Below are 16598 nucleotides of genomic sequence, written 5' to 3' on the forward strand. Positions count from 1 at the left end.
TATCACTGAACCCGCGGCGGCGTCTCTAGCGCACCTGCGCGCCGACCCGCTGCGCGATGTCGAGGAACACCTTCATCGCCGGCGACACATCCGCCGCATCGTAGGCCACGCCGAGCGACAGATAGGGCGTGACGCCCGTCAGCTTGCGGAACACCACGCCGGGCCGCGCCAGCATCTGGTATTCCGACGCGATGAAGCCGATACCGAAATCCGCCGCCGCCATGGCGATGATGGACTGCGCCGGCGTCGTCTCCAGGATGACCTTGGGGCTGAAGCCCTCCGCCCGGCACAGGCTGATGATGTGGTCATACAGCTGCGGGCCTATCGTGCGCGGAAAGATGATGAACTGCTCGTTGGCCAGATCGCGCAAGGCCAGCCGCCTGCGCCTGGCCAGGGGATTGCGGTCCGACAGCACGATATTGAATGCGGTGGTGGCGATGGTCTGGCAGGACAGGGCCGCGTCTTCCAGCGGCGGATGCACCACGCCCAACTGGATCGCGCGGTTGCGCAGGGCCTGCTCCTGTTCCGCCGTGGTCATGTCGTGGACCACCATGCCGACCTCCGGCAGGCGGCGATTGAACTCGCGCACGATCTCGGGGAATACGATGTAGAGCGCGGGCGCCGTTACGCCGACGGTCAGCTGGCCGATCTCGCCTTTTTCGGTGCGGCGCGCCACGTCGACCGCCCGGTCCATGGTGCGCAGGATCTTGCGGACTTCGTCCAGAAAGACTTCGCCGGCGCGCGTCAGCGATACGTGCCGTTTGCTGCGATATACCAATTGCACCTGCAACTGATCCTCCAGCGCCCGCAACTGCTGGCTCAGCGCCGGCTGGGTCATATGGCAACGCACCGCCGCGCGATGGAAATGCAGTTCCTCGGCCAGGGCCAGAAAGCACTCGAGGCGGCGGCGGTCCATGATCGGCTCCGGTGGAGATTGCGGCCATACGTCCGGCGGCGATGATAGCAAGGGGCCGCTCCGCCCGGTAACTTCATTGTCATTCATGCGTCATAGCATCCCCTGCATTGAACCGGGAGCCGCACTTGGACGCGAAGCTGGACAACCTTGACAATGAACTGGTGCGCCGGATCCACCGCGATCTGGCCGACCACTACGACGAAGAGCTTGAGCTGGAACTGGAGGACCGCACCTTCGAGGAGCTGCAGGGCGAAGCGGCGCACATGCCCACCGATGAAGAAAAAGCCTGGCGGCGCACCTACTTTCGCGAACTGTTCCGCCTGCAGGGGGAGCTGGTCAAGCTGCAGAACTGGGTGGTGGCCACCGGCCATAAGGTGGTGATCATCTTCGAAGGCCGCGATGCCGCCGGCAAGGGCGGCGTGATCAAGCGCATCACGCAACGCCTGAATCCCCGCGTCTGCCGCGTGGCCGCCCTGCCCGCGCCCAACGATCGCGAGCGCACGCAGTGGTATTTCCAGCGCTACGTGTCGCATTTGCCCGCCGCCGGCGAAGTCGTACTGTTCGATCGCAGCTGGTACAACCGCGCGGGCGTCGAGCACGTCATGGGCTTCTGCAATGACGAACAGTACGAAGCGTTCTTCAGGGACGTGCCGGAGTTCGAAAAAATGCTGGTCCGCTCCGGCATCCAGCTGATCAAGTACTGGTTCTCCATCACCGACGAAGAACAGCACCTGCGATTCCTGGGGCGCATCAACGATCCGCTGAAACAGTGGAAGCTCAGCCCCATGGACCTGGAATCGCGGCGTCGCTGGGAAGCCTATACGCGCGCCAAGGAAACCATGCTGGAACGCACGCACATCCCGGAAGCGCCGTGGTGGGTGGTACAGGCGGTGGACAAGAAGCGCGCGCGCCTGAACTGCATCACCCACCTGCTTACGCAGATGCGATACCACGACATCGAACGTCCCGGCATCGTGCTGCCCCCGCGCGAACGCCACGCCGATTACGTCCGCCACCCGGTCCCGGCCGAAATGATGGTCCCCGAACGGTATTGAGGCCGGCGCGGGGCGGCGTCGACGCCTTCGGGCAGGCGCTGGACGCCTCAGAAGAGCTTCAGCTTTTTCAGAAGCAGCAGCATGCCGGCGCCCAGCGCGCCCATCAGGCTCAGGACCCACCAGAACGCGCCGGGCGTCTGCAAGCCCGGCACGTCGGCCATGTTCATGCCGAAGATGCCCGACAGCAGCGTACCCGGCATCAGCAAGGCGGTCAGGATGGACAGCACCATCAGGTTGCGGTTCATTTCTTCCGCCATCTGCGAGGCGATTTCCTCCTGCAGCAGCTTGGCACGTTCGTACAGGGCATCGATGGCCCCGGCCAGGCCGTGCAGTCCGTCGATGACCTGGGCCAGGTGGTCGCGCGCATCGCTGTCGGCCCATTCGTGGCCCAGCGTACACAGGCGGCCGAGTATGTTCCGTTCCGGATTGATGTGGCGGCGGAATTCCGCCAGTTGGCGGCGCACGGCGCTGAGCGCGCTGCGGTCGGCCTCGCGCCGGTCCGAGAGGACGGAGGCCTCGATGTCGTCGACCTCGTCGGTCAAGGCCTCCAGGTTCTCCACGAAGCCTTCGTGCATGCACTGCAGCAAGCCCGCCAGCAGGCTCAGCGTGCAGTCGTAGCCGGCGCCCTCCTCGATCAGGCGCCGCAGTTTATCGGTGGAGCGCAGCGCACGGGTACGCACGGTGATCAGCCGGGTGCCGTCCATGAAGAAATGCAGAATGCCTTTTTCATCGTCCTGCGCTTCCGACTCCATCTTCAAGTCGACCAGCAGGCCGTAGACGCCGTTGTCGGTGACGTGCAGCCGGGGCCGGCTGTCTCGTCCGGCCAGGAAGCGGCGGGCGGCCTCCGGGATATCCCGCGCATGGTCCAGCCAGTCATGGATGCGGCTGTCGGCGATCTTCAGGTGGATCCAGGTGAATTCGCCCGGCGCGAGCGCGGCGGCGTCCTGGATGTCGGCCCAGTTCAGGCGGACCGGCTGCCCGCCACCGAAGCGGAAGGCGCAAATGAGTCCCCCGGGCCCCGCCGACAGTCTCAACAGCCTGTTGCGGCTGGCTAGCGGATCCGGGCGGACGGTGGTATCCATGTGGGTGCGGCGGTAGGCGGGGCTGGAACAGGCGCCATCAATACCGGTGCATTGTGACGTCGATATGACGGGGCCCGCCGATAAGGGCGTTGTCAGCCGCCATCTGTAGTCTTTCGACGGGACGGCGGCGGCCGTGGCCCGACAATAAAAAACAAGGGAGACAAACGATATGTCCGGTACGCAACGCATGCCCGCCACGCGCGGGAGGGTGGCGGGCATCGCCATGGCATCGGCGATGGTGGTGATGGCCGCGGCGGCCGTCGCACAACCTACGCAACCCACGCAACCCACGCAATCCGGCCAGCCCGCGCAGCCGGCCAAGGCGCCCCTATCCCCGCAGCCTGTGCCCGCGGCGCGGTCCACGGCCAAGCCGCTGACCATACAGGCCCAGGGCAGCTTCTTCGTCGGCGGCCGCGAGGTGCACTCGGACACCTTGTCGACGGCCCCGGGCCGCGGCGCCGACGGCACCATTACCGTCGACCAGATGTATGTCAGCTATCAGATCCCGCCGCGCGCCAGGCGCACCTCCATCACGCTGATCCACGGCTGTTGCCTGACGGGCAAGACCTGGGAAACCACACCCGACGGCCGCATGGGATGGCAGGAATACTTCGTCCGTAAAGGGTACGCGACGTACACCATCGACCAGGTGTCGCGCGGCCGCTCCGCCTTCGACCCTTCCGCCATCAACAGCGTGAAGATGGGGAAGACAGCTCCCGACACCCTGCCCGCCCTGTTCGCCGCGGGACATGAGGAAGCCTGGACGGTCTTCCGCTTCGGTCCCGAATATCCCAAGCCTTATCCCAACCTGGCATTTCCCCTGGAAGCCCAGGCCGAACTCTGGAAGCAACTGGTGCCCGACTGGTTCGCGGCGCTGCCCACGCCCAACCCCACCGTACCGAACCTGTCCCGCCTGGCGCGGCAACTGCGCCGCACGATCCTGATGAGCCACTCCCAGGGAGGCGTGTATCCCTTCCAGGCGGCGGCGCTCGGCACGGACGGGATCGCCGGTATCGTCGCGATAGAACCAACGGTGTGTCCGGCGCCCACGGGCGATCTCGCGCCCTATACCAAACTGCCGATCCTGGTGGTGTACGGCGACAACGTCGAGATCGCGCCACGCTGGGCGCCGCGCCTGCGGAAATGCCGCGAGTTCATCGACGCCGTGGCGAAGGCCGGAGGCAAGGCGCGGCTGGTGGAGCTGCCGCAGGTCGGCTTCCACGGCAATTCCCACATGCTGATGCAGGACCGCAATAGCCTGCAGGTCGCCGACTGGCTGCTGGATTGGATAGAGCGCAACGTCGAAAAGAAGTCCTAGCCGGAGACAACGATGCATAGACGCCATTTACTGGGTTTACTCGCCACGGCTCCCTTGTTGTCCGTGGCGCGCGCGGACGATGGACCGATGCCGGTGGCGGTAAACCAGACCACCATCGAAAGCGGCCCGCTGTTGATCGGCAATCCACCCGGCCTGCGCGTGGTGCGCATGCCGAACGGCCGCGCGGCGTCGGCTCAGCTGGTCGGCGGCCAGGTCGATGCCGCCACGGGCAGCGAAACCCAGGCGACGCTCAGCGCGGTGCTGCAGCCGCAGTTGCGCATCATCCTGACGCTGGCCGAATGCCACTACCGCATGGTGGGCCGCCGCAGCGCCGGCCTGCGCGGCATCGCGGACCTGCGCGGCAAACGGGTTGCCTACACGCCGGCGACCTCGTCGGAATACTTCCTGCGGGTCATGCTGGAATCGGCCGGGTTGACGCTGGCCGACGTCACGCCCGTCAAGCTGGAGCCCGAGGCCATGCCGCCGGCCCTGGCCCAGGGCCGGGCGGACGCGATGGCGATGTGGGAGCCGCATCCCCAGAACGCCATCGACGAATTGGGCAAGGACGCCATCGTCATGACCGATCCGCGCAAGCCGCCGCACGCCTACTTCGAGCGTTTCAACCTGAACACCACGACCGCGGTGCTGAACGATCCGAGGCGCCGCGCGGCCCTGGTTCGATCGGTGCAAACGATCGCCGAGGTTTCCCGGGAACTGGGCACCCATCCGCGCAAGTACTGGCCGGCCCTGTCCAAGGCCGTCAATGCACCGGTGCCCGTCATTGAGAAGACATGGCCGCAATTCCGTTTTCCCGCCCGGCTGGATACGGAGTCCCTGATGACGGTGCTGACCGACATGGAACCGTGGGCCGCCGCTGTGCAGCAACGCGCGCCGCGCACGCGACAGGCGCTGGCGCGCATGATGGACGCCAGCGTCGCCCGCGACGCCGGCCGATGATGGGCCCTGCCGCGCCCCCACTCGTGCATCAAGCGCAATCCCCCGCATCCACGCAAGCAGGCGACGGCATCGGCCGGCGCACCGCGAGGCCCATGCGAGCGCCACGCCCAGGTCGGTCGGCTACTTCTTCACGAGAAAAGCATGATGCCGGCCACGATCGCGGCGTGCTGCGCCGCGGCATGGATGTGGCTCAAAGCACGGTGCTGCCCGAACATGCGCGCCGGCACTGAGCGAAGTCGCAATTGTCCTCGCGCGGGGCGCGCTGTGTAATCGGCGCCGGCCTGGCACGCCATCGTCGTTCAGCTCGCCATCGCCAGACCCGCCGTCCGGGCATCGGCGCTTCGATCACCAAGCCCCGGCAGGCGTCCACCCATTCCTGGATCCATCGAGGTCAACATTATGCGCAGCAATCTGCATCGCCACGTAGCGCTCGCCTTTGCATTGTCCGTTTCCGGCGCGGCCCACGCGCAAACCGCGGCGATTCCGGCAACCCTGTCCGTGACGTCGGAACAGATCTACCTGGCCAACACCACGGATCAGGAAATCGTTCTGTTCGTGGAGTCCGAAAACACCCAGCGGACGGAATATCACCTGGCGCCCGGCTCGGCCCGTACGCTGAGCGGCGAGCCCGGCGATAGATGGCTGAATATCGAGATGCAGCCGGGCGCCAAGACCGCTGGCGCATCGGGCGCAACGGCCGCGGCGCCGACGCAATAGTCGCGGTCGCGGGCACGCCACACGGTGTAACGGCGCTGTGCTATACAGACGCACCGCGACCGACTCCCCGCATCGATGCCCGCCTGGATTGAAGTATTCCTGCTGTTCCTCCGCCTGGGATTGACGTCCTTCGGAGGTCCCGTCGCCCACCTGGGCTACTTCCGCGGCGAATTCGTCGAGCGCCGTAAATGGCTGGACGAACATGCCTACTCCGACATCGTTGCGCTGAGCCAGTTCCTGCCGGGCCCCGCCAGCAGCAAGGTGGGCATGACGATAGGCCTGATGCGCGCCGGCTGGGCCGGCATGCTGGCCGCATGGGTCGCCTTCACGCTGCCATCGGCGCTGCTGCTGATCCTGTTCGGCCTGGGCTTGTCCCACTACGGCGGCATCGCCGCCTCGGGCGCCGTGCATGGCCTGAAGATCGTCGCCGTCGCCATCGTCGCGCAGGCGGTGTGGGGGATGGCCCGCTCGCTGTGCCCGGACCGTCCGCGCGCCATGTTGGCCATCGCCGCCACCTTGCTGACACTGGTGCTGCCGACGGCGTGGAGCCAGGTGGGCGCCATCGTCGCATGCGGCCTGGTGGGGGCGGCGCTGCTACGCGTGCCGCCACGCCCCCTGCCGGCGGCGATGACGCTGCATATCGGCACGCGCACCGGCACCATCGCCCTCGTGCTGTTTTTCGCGCTGCTGGCCGGCCTGCCCCTGGCGGCGGAGCTCTCGGGCCAGGCGTGGCTGGCGCAATTCGCCGGCTTCTATCGCTCCGGCGCGCTGGTATTCGGCGGCGGCCATGTGGTGCTGCCCTTGCTGCAGGCCACGGCGGTCGGCAGCGGGATGGTGTCGAACGCCGATTTCCTGGCGGGCTATGGCGCGGCGCAGGCGGTGCCCGGCCCGTTGTTCACCTTCGCGGCCTTTTTGGGATCGGTATCCACGGGACCGCTGTCCGGCTGGACCGGCGGCCTGACCATGTTGGCCGCCATCTTCCTGCCCGCGGCCCTGCTGGTCGTGGCCGCGCTGCCCTTCTGGCATTTGCTGCGTACGCGGCCGGGCATACAGAACGCGGTGGCCGGCATCAACGCCGGCGTAGTGGGCATCCTGCTGTCCGCGCTGTACAACCCGGTCTGGACCAGCGCCATCGGATCGCCGCCGGATTTCGGCCTGGCCCTACTGTGCTTCGCGCTGCTGACCGTCATGCGCTGGCCGCCGCTGCTCATCGTCGCCATCGCCGCGGCGGGCGGCTGGCTGTTGTCGGCGATCGGCTGAGCCCGGCACCTGCGCGCCTTCGGCGCCTTGGCGACACTGGCGATGCCGCTACAGCAAACCTGAGAAATTACTTTAGGTTTTCTTGAGAAATCACTTTAACTTACATTCATGTTTTTCTTTAATAACCACGCTTAAAGAACTGATTATATTGGATTATTATGAACGGAGCCGGCGTATGGCCGGTTCCGTTCGCGTCATTGACGATCAGGAATGATCCAACGGGCTAGGCGCGGCATGGATCTGCAAGCGATAGATCCACACCGGATACTGGACCGCCATGCGGCCGCCGTTGAACTCCGGCGTGCGGCTCAACTGCGACGCGGGAATCCACAAGTAGCCCTGGCGGTCGATCCACAGCGCATCCGCCCAGACGAGGCGATCGTCCTGGATCAGCGTCGAAACCCTGCCTTCCGGACTGATGCGCAGGATGCGGCGCTTGTCGGTATCCGTGGTGTACAGGTTCCCCTGGGCATCGATCGCCGTGCCGCCGGTGCTGGACGTGTCGGCCCAGGCCAGTTCGACGCGCGATTCGATTTCCTTTTCGGAAACCGCCGGGTCGTTCAGCCAGCGCGTGGCGATACGCGCCATCGGACCCGAAGCCGGTTGGAAGTACAGCCACTGGCCGTCGGGCGAGACTTCCAGCTGGTCGGCATGGATGCGCACCGGCTGGCCCTTGGGATCCAGCACCGCGTGTCCATCGGCGCGCAATTGCCGCATGGCGGTAGTCGCATTGTTGTTGTCCAGGACCCGGCGCAGCGCCCCGCTCCGCAGGTCCAGCACGATCAGTCCCGGCGCGCCGGCGTCGGTCAGATAGGCGTAGCGGCCATTGAAGCGCACGTCGTCGATATAGCTATAGGGATAGACGGCGGCCGCCAGATCGTAGGTTTGCAGCAATTGCCGCGTCTGGGGATCGAAGCGGAACAGCCGCGCGCCGCCCTTGACCGCCTGCTTGCCGATGCCGGGCGCGCCGGCGTCCAGGATCCATAGCTTGCCGTCGGGCCCGGTCCGCAGGGAGTTCACTTGCACATAGCCGGACCCCACCGTCCCCGGCGCCCAGTTCTGCGGGCTGTTCCAGCTTGCATCCGGGAAAGGATAAGGCTGGCCTTGAGCATCCAGTTCGGCGACCTGTATGCCTTTGCCGTCGGCCTGCGGGTAGCTCACGAACACGCGGCCTTCCGGCGTGGTGGTCACACCGTTCAACACCCTCTGGCTCTGAAAGGTGGGTACGAGAGGTTCCTTGCTTTCGGGGCGGCTCGCGCAACCCTGGATGATGGCGAGCGCAAGGCAGGCCGTGGCGAGACGGCCCATGACGGTCAGGGATTTGGCCAATGGCATTCGGATTCTCCTCGAATCGGCACGCTGGCGACGCGCCGGATTGAAAGATGACGGCGGCCGCGCGACGGGCGCGGCCCACCTTGCCGGTGGCTGCTCCAGCAAACGGCGGACCCTGAAGGACGTAGAGGAGTAACGAGATATGACCATCGCGCCGGCTGCCTTTCATGGCCTGCGGCTCGGGCTCGCGATGGAAGGCCGGGAGATTCCGGCTATTTCGGCGCGCGGCCGGCTTTCCTGCCGGCGCCGCGCGCCCTGTCCTTGTCGGAAAGCAGATCGACGCTGGTGGCCTGCTCCACCCATGCCAGCGCATCGACGTAGGAGAGGAATTGATGCAGGTATTCGGGGGAAACTTCTCGCATCAGCGACAGGGTGCGATGCACCAGCAGGCTGGAATTCAGCGGGCCGGCGTTTTCCGGGACGCGTTCCTCCGATTGCTTCAGCTGTCGCCGGGTTTTGTAGCGGCCCCAGGTGTCACGGAAGTAATCCAGCAGGGCCAGCTCGGGATAGGAGCCCTGGCCCGGCGGCGGCGCCGATGCCGGCGCCGCGGCGCCGGTGAGCGGATCGCAGCGCGGTCCCGATGTCCGCAATTCGTGGACGAACGCGGATAGCGGGCTTTCCGGTGCTTCGGCTGGCGCCGGTTCCGCCATGGACTCTGCCGGCGCCGGTTCGGCCGGGGCCGGTTTGGCCAGTCCGGGTTCGGCGGGCGTCCCTTGCGATGACCGCGTCCGGCAGGCATCGACATCCCGTCGATAAGCCTCCATGCGTTGCGCGAGCCTTTCGTCCAGCACGCGCCGGGACACCCCGGTCCGCGCGGCGGCGCGGCGAGCCAGCGCTTCGATCATGTGGAAACGAATCGGATCCAGCCGATCGGCGCCCTGCTCGCGCCATGCGGCGAGCACGTCGAGCACGCCCGCGGCATGCGCACCGCTGTCGGGGTGGCTATTCACCGCCCGCCCCCGGAGCGGCGGAGGTGGCCGGCGTGGCCGTGCCCGGCCGAGGCGCCCCGCCCGGCCGTTCCTGTCCGGCCTGCCTGGGCACCGGCGCGATCTCCACGCGGCGGTTCTTGGCGCGGCCATCCGCGTCGGCGTTCGAAGCCACGGGATGCTCGGCGCCAAAGGCCGCGGCGAAGACCGATTCCGGCGGCAAGCCTTCGTCGATGAGCGCCCGCGTCACCGTCAGGGCGCGCTGGGCCGAAAGCTCCCAGTTATCGGCGAAACCGCGATTGTTGCCGCGCACCTGCTGATTGTCCGTGAACCCGCTGACCATCAGGATCTCGTCGTGCGTGCGCAGGTAGTCGGACAGCGGCTGCGCCAGGCTCTTCAGCACGTCGCGCCCTTCCGGCTGCAGCTGGTCCGAATTCAAGGCGAACAGCACATTGCCGCTGATGCCGATCCGGCCATTGACCAGCGTAATGCGCCCGGTCGCCAGGGGCACGGCCAGGGCCTGCTCCAGCGTCTGGCGGCGCTGCGTCTCGGCCTGCCGCTGTTTGACTTCCTCATCGAGTTTGGCGGAAAGCTGCAGCTGCAGGCCCACCACGCCGACCAGGATAAGAACGAACGCCCCCAGGGCCGCCGACATGAGGTCGCCGAACACGGCCCAGGTCGGGACTGTGGTCTCGATGCCGCCGTCGATGTCCTCGTTCATGCCGCTTCGCTACCCGCCGACGTCCGCTGCTCCGCGAGCTGCTGCAGTTCTTCGATGATCTGTTTCTGCGACATCACGCTCAGGTCGATGGCCTCGCGGGCCTGCGCAACGTAATACGCCAGTTGCTCGTCGCTGCGGGCGATGGATTTTTCCAGTGCGCCTTCGATGCGCTGCAGGTGCTCCATCAGCTTCTCGTTCGACTGTCCATACGCCTGCACGGCAGCGCCAAAGGCTTCGCCCATGCTGGCGACTTCGACGACGCTGCCCGAAACCATGCCCGCGGCTTCGGCGAGCTTGGCGGTTTCCGCTTCGAGCGTATCGGTGAACTGGCTGCCGACGCGCTCCAGCAGATCGGCGGAGGTGCCGACCAGGGCTTCCACGGCTTCCCGCTGCTCGGTGGACGCGCGATTGACCGCATCCAGCAAGGTGCCCAGGGTATCCAGCAGACGGCTGCGCTCCTCCAGCATCGCGTTGTCGCGCACCATGCTGTCGGACAGCTTCTGGCGCAGCTCCGCGACCACATCGGCGGCCGCCCGCGGCGCTTCCGCGGCGGCCTGCACCAGGCGCTCGATCTCGGCGATGGTCTCGCGGGCATGCGACTGCGTATGCTCGGTGATCTCGCGCGCGGCGCGCGACAGCGTCTCGCAGATTTCCTGCTGGCGCGCGGTCGTCTGCTCGCCGGTCTCGCGCCATTGCGTACGCAGCTGATCGGCAATGGTCGACAGCGTGGCGGTCCACGCATCCAGCCGTTCGCTGTCGCGCGTTTCCAGCGCAAGGCGCTGACGGTCCTGGGTCTGTTCGACGGCTTGCAGCAGCGTGACGGACTGCTGTTCGAAGCCGGCCAGCAATTGCGCCAGCAGCGCCGCGGAATGCTGCTCGAAGGCCGCGGCGGCCGTCGCCAGCGCCTGCTGATTGCGCTTCGCCAGTTCACCGCCGGTATCCTGCTGCAGCGCGAGCGCGTCCGTCCAGGCGCGCGACATCTCCGCCGTAGCCGCATCGAAACGGCCGGCGACGCTGTCCACCAGGCTCGCCGACCGCTGCTCGAAAGTACCGGCATAGCGGTCCAGCGACCCGCGCAGGTCTTCGGCCAGGGCGGTGTTGCTGTCCTTGTGCTGGTCCAGCGCCTGGCGCCACAGCTGTTCCAGCGCGGCGGCGGAGGTCTCGAAACGTGTCGATAGACCGTCCAGCTGCTTTTGCACGGCATCCGCCACCGTATCCTGCTGCTTGCGCAGGGCCTGGGCGATGGTTTCCTGCTGGGCCAGCGTGGCTTGCGCCACGGTGTCGTGCTGGCGCTGCACGGCCTGGGTGATAACGTCGTGCTGCCGCTCCACGGCCTGTGTGATGGCGCCGTGCTGCTGCTGAACGGCCTGGGTGATGGCATCGTGCTGCTGCAGCACGGCCTGCGCGACGGCATCGCGCCAGGCCGCCGTTTCGCGTGCCAGGCCGGCCATCGTCGCTTCGACCACCGGCTGCAAGGCCGCGCCGGCCAGGCGGGCATTCTCGACGGCGCTTTCCTTCAGGGTCCGCTCCACGGACGCGGCCAGGCGCGCATAGGCGACCTCCGTCTTGTCGTGGAAGGCATCCTGGCCGGCCCCCAGCCTGGCATTCAGGGCATCCTGCCCGGACAACAGCCGCTGGTCCAGCGCCGCCTGCCCGGTGGCCAGGCGTTCGCTCATGGCGGCATGCTGCCGCTCCATCGCCGCCATGCCGGCGGCCAGTTGCTCGTTCAGCGCCTGATTGCGCTGTTCCATGCCCGTCATCATGACCTGCAGGCGGTCCACCAGCACGGGCATGGCTTCGGCCTGGCGCTGCAGCAGACGGAAAGTCTCGTCGCGCCGATGTCCGGCCGTATGCTCGCGCAGCACCGTGGCGATGCCGGTATCCAGCCGCTGCGCCGCCAGGATGCGCTCGCGCCGGCAGAACGCCGACAGCAAGCCGAGCGCGGCGGAGGTCGCCACGCCCGCGACCGAGGTGCCGAACGCAAACCCGAGTCCCTTCACGGGCGCGGCCAGCGACGCGCGGATGGCTTGCAGATCGGTGGCGCTCTCCAGCGCGATACCGGTGCCGCGCAGCGTGGCCACCATGCCCAGGAAGGTCCCCAGCATGCCGAGCAGGACCAGCAAGCCGACCAGATAAGGCGTCAGCGCCGGGCCCGGCAGCGCCACGCGGTCGCCTTCGATGCGCAGACGAACCGGTGCGCGCAAGGCGGGGGGCAGCGTATCGAGCCAGCCTGGGAGGCTGGCCGGCGGCGCCGACAGACCGGCCAGCGCGCGCGACAGGGTGCCCGTCGCCTGGTGGTAGCGCCGCAGCTCCCAGCAGCCGGCCAGATACGCCACCGCGATCATGGCGGTAACCGCCAGGGCCAGCGGATTCGAACCGATATAGCCGGCGCCCACCCAGCCGACGACGGCCAGCCCCAAGACGAAAGCAACAATATAGAGAATTCTGGTCATGACATCCCGGGTTCAGCGCGGCCGCCGCGCGTGTCGCGCAACGCCGCAAGCAGGCCTTCGACAGGCTTGAAACGAATATCCAGTTCGGCGAGCAGGACCGCGCGCATATCCTGGCGGAAGACATCCAGCCAGGCGCCGGCGGCCGTCGGCGGCGGATGGCCGGCGTCCTCGGCCTCGGCCAGAGTCGCGGCTTCCGCGCGGCGCAGGCGGTGGAAATGCCCTTCCAGCAAGCCCGGCACGCCGGCCAGCGCGTTGTGCTCGCGAGCGCCCAAGGCCCTTTCCATGATGGCGTCGGCGGCCGCCAGTTGCGTCATGGCCGGCGTCCTGCCGGCCATCATGCCGCGCAAACGCGTACGCAGATTGCCGATGCCGGTTTCCATGGCCTGTTGCAGGGAAAGATAGCGCTGCCTGTAAAGGCCGTAGTCGACCGGCGCGTTGGAAGACGCCGGCGACCGGCCGCGGTCGGCCGCCACGGCGCGGCTTCGTGCCTGGCTGTCGGCCGCCTTGGGCGCGCGATTCTTTTCCGTGATGGCGTTGGTCAACGCGTTGCGCACCCGGACGCACTCCTCTTCCGCCCCGTTATCGGGCTGGCGATCGGCGGCCGGGGGATTGCTGTTCAGCACCGCCGACAAGGCGATCGCATCCGTCCAGCCCAGCCAAAGGCTGAGCCGGTCCGCCAAGGATTGCCTGGGTTCCGAAACATCGATGTCCGTCAGGCGGGCAAGCAGGCGAACCAGGGTCGGGCCGCTCAGGCCTGCGCGCCGGTGTGCTGGGTCCATACCGCCGAATCAAAAATCCGGCAGTTTACACGGCAGCTCCACGGCAACCGTGGAATTATATCGTATTACGATATACTTGACGCATCCCCTTCGTGTTTCCCCGGAATGACGTGCGCATGAATCGGCACCCCGACAAAAACAAAGGCGATTTCGCCGCCAGCGCGCGCTTGCTGCGCATCGCGGCCATCGCCGCCGTGATAGGCCTGCTGAGCACCTTGACGGCGTACTGCCTGCTGCGGCTGATCAGTTTCTTCACCAACCTGTTCTTCTTCCAGACCTTGTCCTTCCAAGCGCGCTCTCCGGCGGATCACGCGCCAGGCCCCTGGGTCATCGTCGTCCCCGCGCTCGGGGGCCTGCTCATCGGGCTGATCGCCCGCTACGGCACGGAGAAAATCCGCGGCCACGGGATTCCGGAGGCGATCGAAGCCATCCTTTTCGGCAAGAGCAAGATGTCGCCCAAGGTGGCCGTGCTCAAGCCCTTGTCTTCGGCGATCGCCATCGGCAGCGGCGGCCCCTTCGGCGCGGAAGGACCCATCATCATGACGGGCGGCGCCATCGGCTCGCTCATCGCCCAGCATTTCCACCTGACCGGCGCCGAACGCAAGACCCTGCTGGTGGCGGGCGCGACGGCGGGCATGACGGCCGTTTTCGGCACGCCGATCGCGGCGGTGATGCTGGCGGTGGAGCTGCTGCTGTTCGAACTGCGGCCCCGCAGTTTGCTGCCGGTCGCGGTGGCTTGCGCGGTGGCCGGCTTCTTCCGGCCGCTGGTCCTGGAAGGCGGCGCCTTGTTCCCGCTGCAGACCGGCGTACTGGGGCCGACCGGCCTGGTTGCCTGCGCCATCGCCGGCATCGTGGCGGGCGCCCTGTCCTGGGGACTGTCCACCTCGCTCTACAAAATGGAAGACCTGTTCATGAAGCTGCCGCTGCATTGGATGTGGTGGCCGGCGCTGGGCGGCCTGGCCATCGGCATCGGCGGCTACTTCCAGCCGCGCGCCCTGGGCGTGGGCTATGACGTGATCGGCGACCTGCTGCACAACCATCTGGCGGTGGGCGTGGTGCTGGGCCTGATCCTGGTCAAGGCGGTCATCTGGGTGATCTCGCTGGCGTCCGGCACGTCAGGGGGCGTGCTGGCGCCCCTGCTCATGATGGGCGCGGCGGCCGGCGCGATACTGGGTCCCTATATGCCCGGCGGCCAGCCGGCGCTATGGCCCATGGTCTTCATGGCGGCCACCCTGGGCGGGATGATGCGCGCGCCCATAATGTCCGTGCTGTTCGCCTTCGAACTGACGCACGATATCAATGCCCTGCTGCCGCTGCTGACGGCATCCGCCTGCGCCTATGGTTTCACGGTGCTGGTGATGCGCCGTTCGATCCTGACGGAAAAGATCGCGCGGCGCGGCTATCACATCTACCGCGAGTACGGCATCGATCCGCTGGAACGCCACTTCGTCAACGAAGTCATGACCGCGGACGTGCGCACCATCGACGCCGACGTGTCGCTACGCGTTGCGCTGGAAGGCTATTTCGGCGATGGGCAGACACATCGGGCCTATCCCGTCGTCCGCGGCGGCGCCCTGCTCGGCATGGTCGATCGCGGCGCGCTGCTGCGGGGCCTGGCCGATCCCGCCGCGCACCGGATGGCCGACCTGTTCGGCGCGAACGTCCCCATCATGGCATTGCCCGGAGAAACCTGCCGCGCTGTCGCCAACCGGCTCGCGGTGCATGGGCTGGAACGCGTGCCCGTGGTCATCGACGCCCGATCGCGCCGCCTGGCCGGCGTCATCAGCCGTAGCGACCTGGTCAAGCCTTCATTGGCGTTTTCGGAAGAAGAAGAGCGCTTCGAAACTTTCCGGCGCACGCCATTGCATGCGCTGCGCCAGCGGCTTGGCGGGACCCGGTACACGAGGTAGCGCCGCCCAGGTAGCGCCGCGCCCGGACGCCGTGCCGAGGCGGCCAGCGGCGGGACGTTGGCGGCGCGGCCGACGCAGCGCGGGCTTTCAACGGCCGGCGACCGGCGGATCTTTCTATAATCCGCCGGGTCCGGTCCGCATCTTCTGCCAGGACGGCACGCTTGCGACGAGGCTCCTTTGCAGATATTCGATAGCGCCACCACCGCGGCCCGCCTGCCGTTCGACCGACTTATTCCCGCGCTGGAGCGGATGTTCGTGCAGGGCTGCACGGTTCCCCGCCGCCATAACCATATCCTGCGTGAAGGCGACGGCGCCAAGGACAGCCTGCTGATCATGCCGGCGTGGCGGGACGATTACCTGGGTATCAAGCACGTGACGATTTTCCCCGGCAATGGCGCCCGCCGCCTGCCCGGACTGCATTCCACTTACACGCTCTACGATGCCGCCAACGGCGTGCCGCTGGCCTTGATCGATGGCGACCAGATCACGGTGCGCCGCACGGCGGCCGCCTCGGCGCTGGCCGCTTCCTTCCTGGCGCGGCCGGACGCGCACAGCCTGCTGGTGGTGGGCGCCGGCAACGTCGCCGGCGCGCTCGCGCCCGCCTATGCCGCGGTGCGCGATATCCGCCAGGTGCGCGTCTGGGACCGCCACATCGAGAAGGCCGAAGCGCTGGCGGCCCGGCTGCGCGGCGATGGCTTCGAGGCCGCCGCCGCCGGCGATCTGGACGCCGCGGTGGGGGAAGCGGACATCGTCAGCTGCGCCACGCTCTCGCAACAGCCGCTGGTGCGCCGCGCCTGCCTGCGCCCGGGCGCCCATGTCGATCTGATCGGCAGCTTCCAGCCCTTCATGCGCGAGGCGGACGACGCGACGTTCGCGGACACGTCCGTCTTCGTCGACACGGAAGAGGCCCTGGACAAGGCCGGCGACCTGCTCTCCCCCATCGCCGCCGGCGTCTTCAGCCGCGACCGCGTCCTGGCAACGCTGGAAGCCCTGTGCCGGAGGGAACATCCCGGCCGGCGCACGACGGAAGAAATCACCGTCTACAAAGCCGTGGGCGCGGCGTCCGAAGACCTGGCGGCGGCGATACTGGTCTATACGGGCAGCGCCTGAACCCGCGCTTTCCACGCCCGAATCACGAGTTATCCGTTCGCGCCACGGGACAGGAGCCATCC

General features: G+C 67.4%; 14 protein-coding genes. 7 read left to right on the top strand and 7 right to left on the bottom strand.

The window, feature by feature from the left end:
* Positions 1-25 precede the first annotated feature (25 nt).
* Entirely contained in the window at positions 26-916 is an 891-nt protein-coding gene (locus ACNA0R_RS17205) for a LysR family transcriptional regulator (protein ID WP_415827259.1), read from the bottom strand.
* A gap of 125 nt (positions 917-1041) precedes the next feature.
* Between ACNA0R_RS17205 and ppk2 the strand changes: the two genes are divergently transcribed.
* On the top strand, positions 1042-1971 hold the full coding sequence (ppk2, locus tag ACNA0R_RS17210) for a polyphosphate kinase 2 (RefSeq protein WP_415827260.1): 930 nt from the start codon (positions 1042-1044) through the stop codon (positions 1969-1971).
* 47 nt (positions 1972-2018) lie between these two features.
* On the opposite strand, the gene ACNA0R_RS17215 is transcribed toward ppk2, so the two are convergent.
* On the bottom strand, positions 2019-3053 hold the full coding sequence (locus tag ACNA0R_RS17215; protein ID WP_415827261.1) for a CorA family divalent cation transporter: 1035 nt from the start codon (positions 3051-3053) through the stop codon (positions 2019-2021).
* Between the two features lie 169 nt (positions 3054-3222).
* Here ACNA0R_RS17215 and ACNA0R_RS17220 point away from each other — a divergent pair, with 169 nt between their 5' ends.
* The 4 genes from ACNA0R_RS17220 (at position 3223) to chrA (ending at position 7305) form a co-directional block, all read left to right on the top strand.
* Entirely contained in the window at positions 3223-4371 is a 1149-nt protein-coding gene (locus ACNA0R_RS17220) for an alpha/beta hydrolase family protein (protein ID WP_415827262.1), read from the top strand.
* A gap of 12 nt (positions 4372-4383) precedes the next feature.
* Positions 4384-5328, top strand: a complete 945-nt coding sequence (locus tag ACNA0R_RS17225; protein WP_415827263.1) for an ABC transporter substrate-binding protein — start codon at positions 4384-4386, stop codon at positions 5326-5328.
* 399 nt (positions 5329-5727) lie between these two features.
* A complete protein-coding gene (locus ACNA0R_RS17230) occupies positions 5728-6045 on the top strand; it encodes a hypothetical protein (protein WP_415827264.1) in 318 nt (105 codons plus the stop codon).
* 75 nt (positions 6046-6120) lie between these two features.
* Positions 6121-7305 (top strand): chromate efflux transporter, encoded by a 1185-nt coding sequence (gene chrA / locus ACNA0R_RS17235; protein WP_415827265.1) that lies wholly within the window; start codon positions 6121-6123, stop codon positions 7303-7305.
* 204 nt (positions 7306-7509) lie between these two features.
* On the opposite strand, the gene ACNA0R_RS17240 is transcribed toward chrA, so the two are convergent.
* The 5 genes from ACNA0R_RS17240 to ACNA0R_RS17260 all read right to left on the bottom strand — a co-directional run bounded on the left by ACNA0R_RS17240 (position 7510) and on the right by ACNA0R_RS17260 (position 13516).
* The gene (locus tag ACNA0R_RS17240; RefSeq protein ID WP_415827266.1) at positions 7510-8640 is read right to left on the bottom strand and encodes an SMP-30/gluconolactonase/LRE family protein; all 1131 of its coding nucleotides are present in this window, start codon (positions 8638-8640) and stop codon (positions 7510-7512) included.
* Between the two features lie 209 nt (positions 8641-8849).
* On the bottom strand, positions 8850-9587 hold the full coding sequence (locus ACNA0R_RS17245) for a DUF2894 domain-containing protein (RefSeq protein WP_415827267.1): 738 nt from the start codon (positions 9585-9587) through the stop codon (positions 8850-8852).
* Positions 9580-10284, bottom strand: a complete 705-nt coding sequence (locus ACNA0R_RS17250) for an OmpA family protein (protein ID WP_415827268.1) — start codon at positions 10282-10284, stop codon at positions 9580-9582. The genes ACNA0R_RS17245 and ACNA0R_RS17250 overlap by 8 nt, the downstream gene beginning before the upstream one ends.
* A complete protein-coding gene (locus ACNA0R_RS17255; protein ID WP_415827269.1) occupies positions 10281-12737 on the bottom strand; it encodes a DUF802 domain-containing protein in 2457 nt (818 codons plus the stop codon). The genes ACNA0R_RS17250 and ACNA0R_RS17255 overlap by 4 nt, the downstream gene beginning before the upstream one ends.
* Positions 12734-13516 carry a DUF3348 domain-containing protein gene (locus tag ACNA0R_RS17260; RefSeq protein WP_415827270.1) on the bottom strand — a complete coding sequence of 261 codons (783 nt, stop codon included), beginning with the start codon at positions 13514-13516 and terminating at the stop codon, positions 12734-12736. Before ACNA0R_RS17260 ends, ACNA0R_RS17255 begins: the two co-directional genes overlap by 4 nt.
* 116 nt (positions 13517-13632) lie before the next feature.
* On the opposite strand from ACNA0R_RS17260, the gene ACNA0R_RS17265 reads away from it, so the two are divergent.
* The gene (locus ACNA0R_RS17265) at positions 13633-15426 is read left to right on the top strand and encodes a chloride channel protein (protein WP_415827271.1); all 1794 of its coding nucleotides are present in this window, start codon (positions 13633-13635) and stop codon (positions 15424-15426) included.
* A 177-nt stretch (positions 15427-15603) separates the two neighbouring features.
* On the top strand, positions 15604-16536 hold the full coding sequence (lhpI, locus tag ACNA0R_RS17270; protein WP_415827272.1) for a bifunctional Delta(1)-pyrroline-2-carboxylate/Delta(1)-piperideine-2-carboxylate reductase: 933 nt from the start codon (positions 15604-15606) through the stop codon (positions 16534-16536).
* The last annotated feature ends 62 nt before the right edge of the window (positions 16537-16598 follow it).

Source organism: Bordetella sputigena (assembly GCF_965137885.1).
In the GTDB taxonomy this organism is placed as follows: domain Bacteria; phylum Pseudomonadota; class Gammaproteobacteria; order Burkholderiales; family Burkholderiaceae_B; genus Bordetella_C; species Bordetella_C sputigena.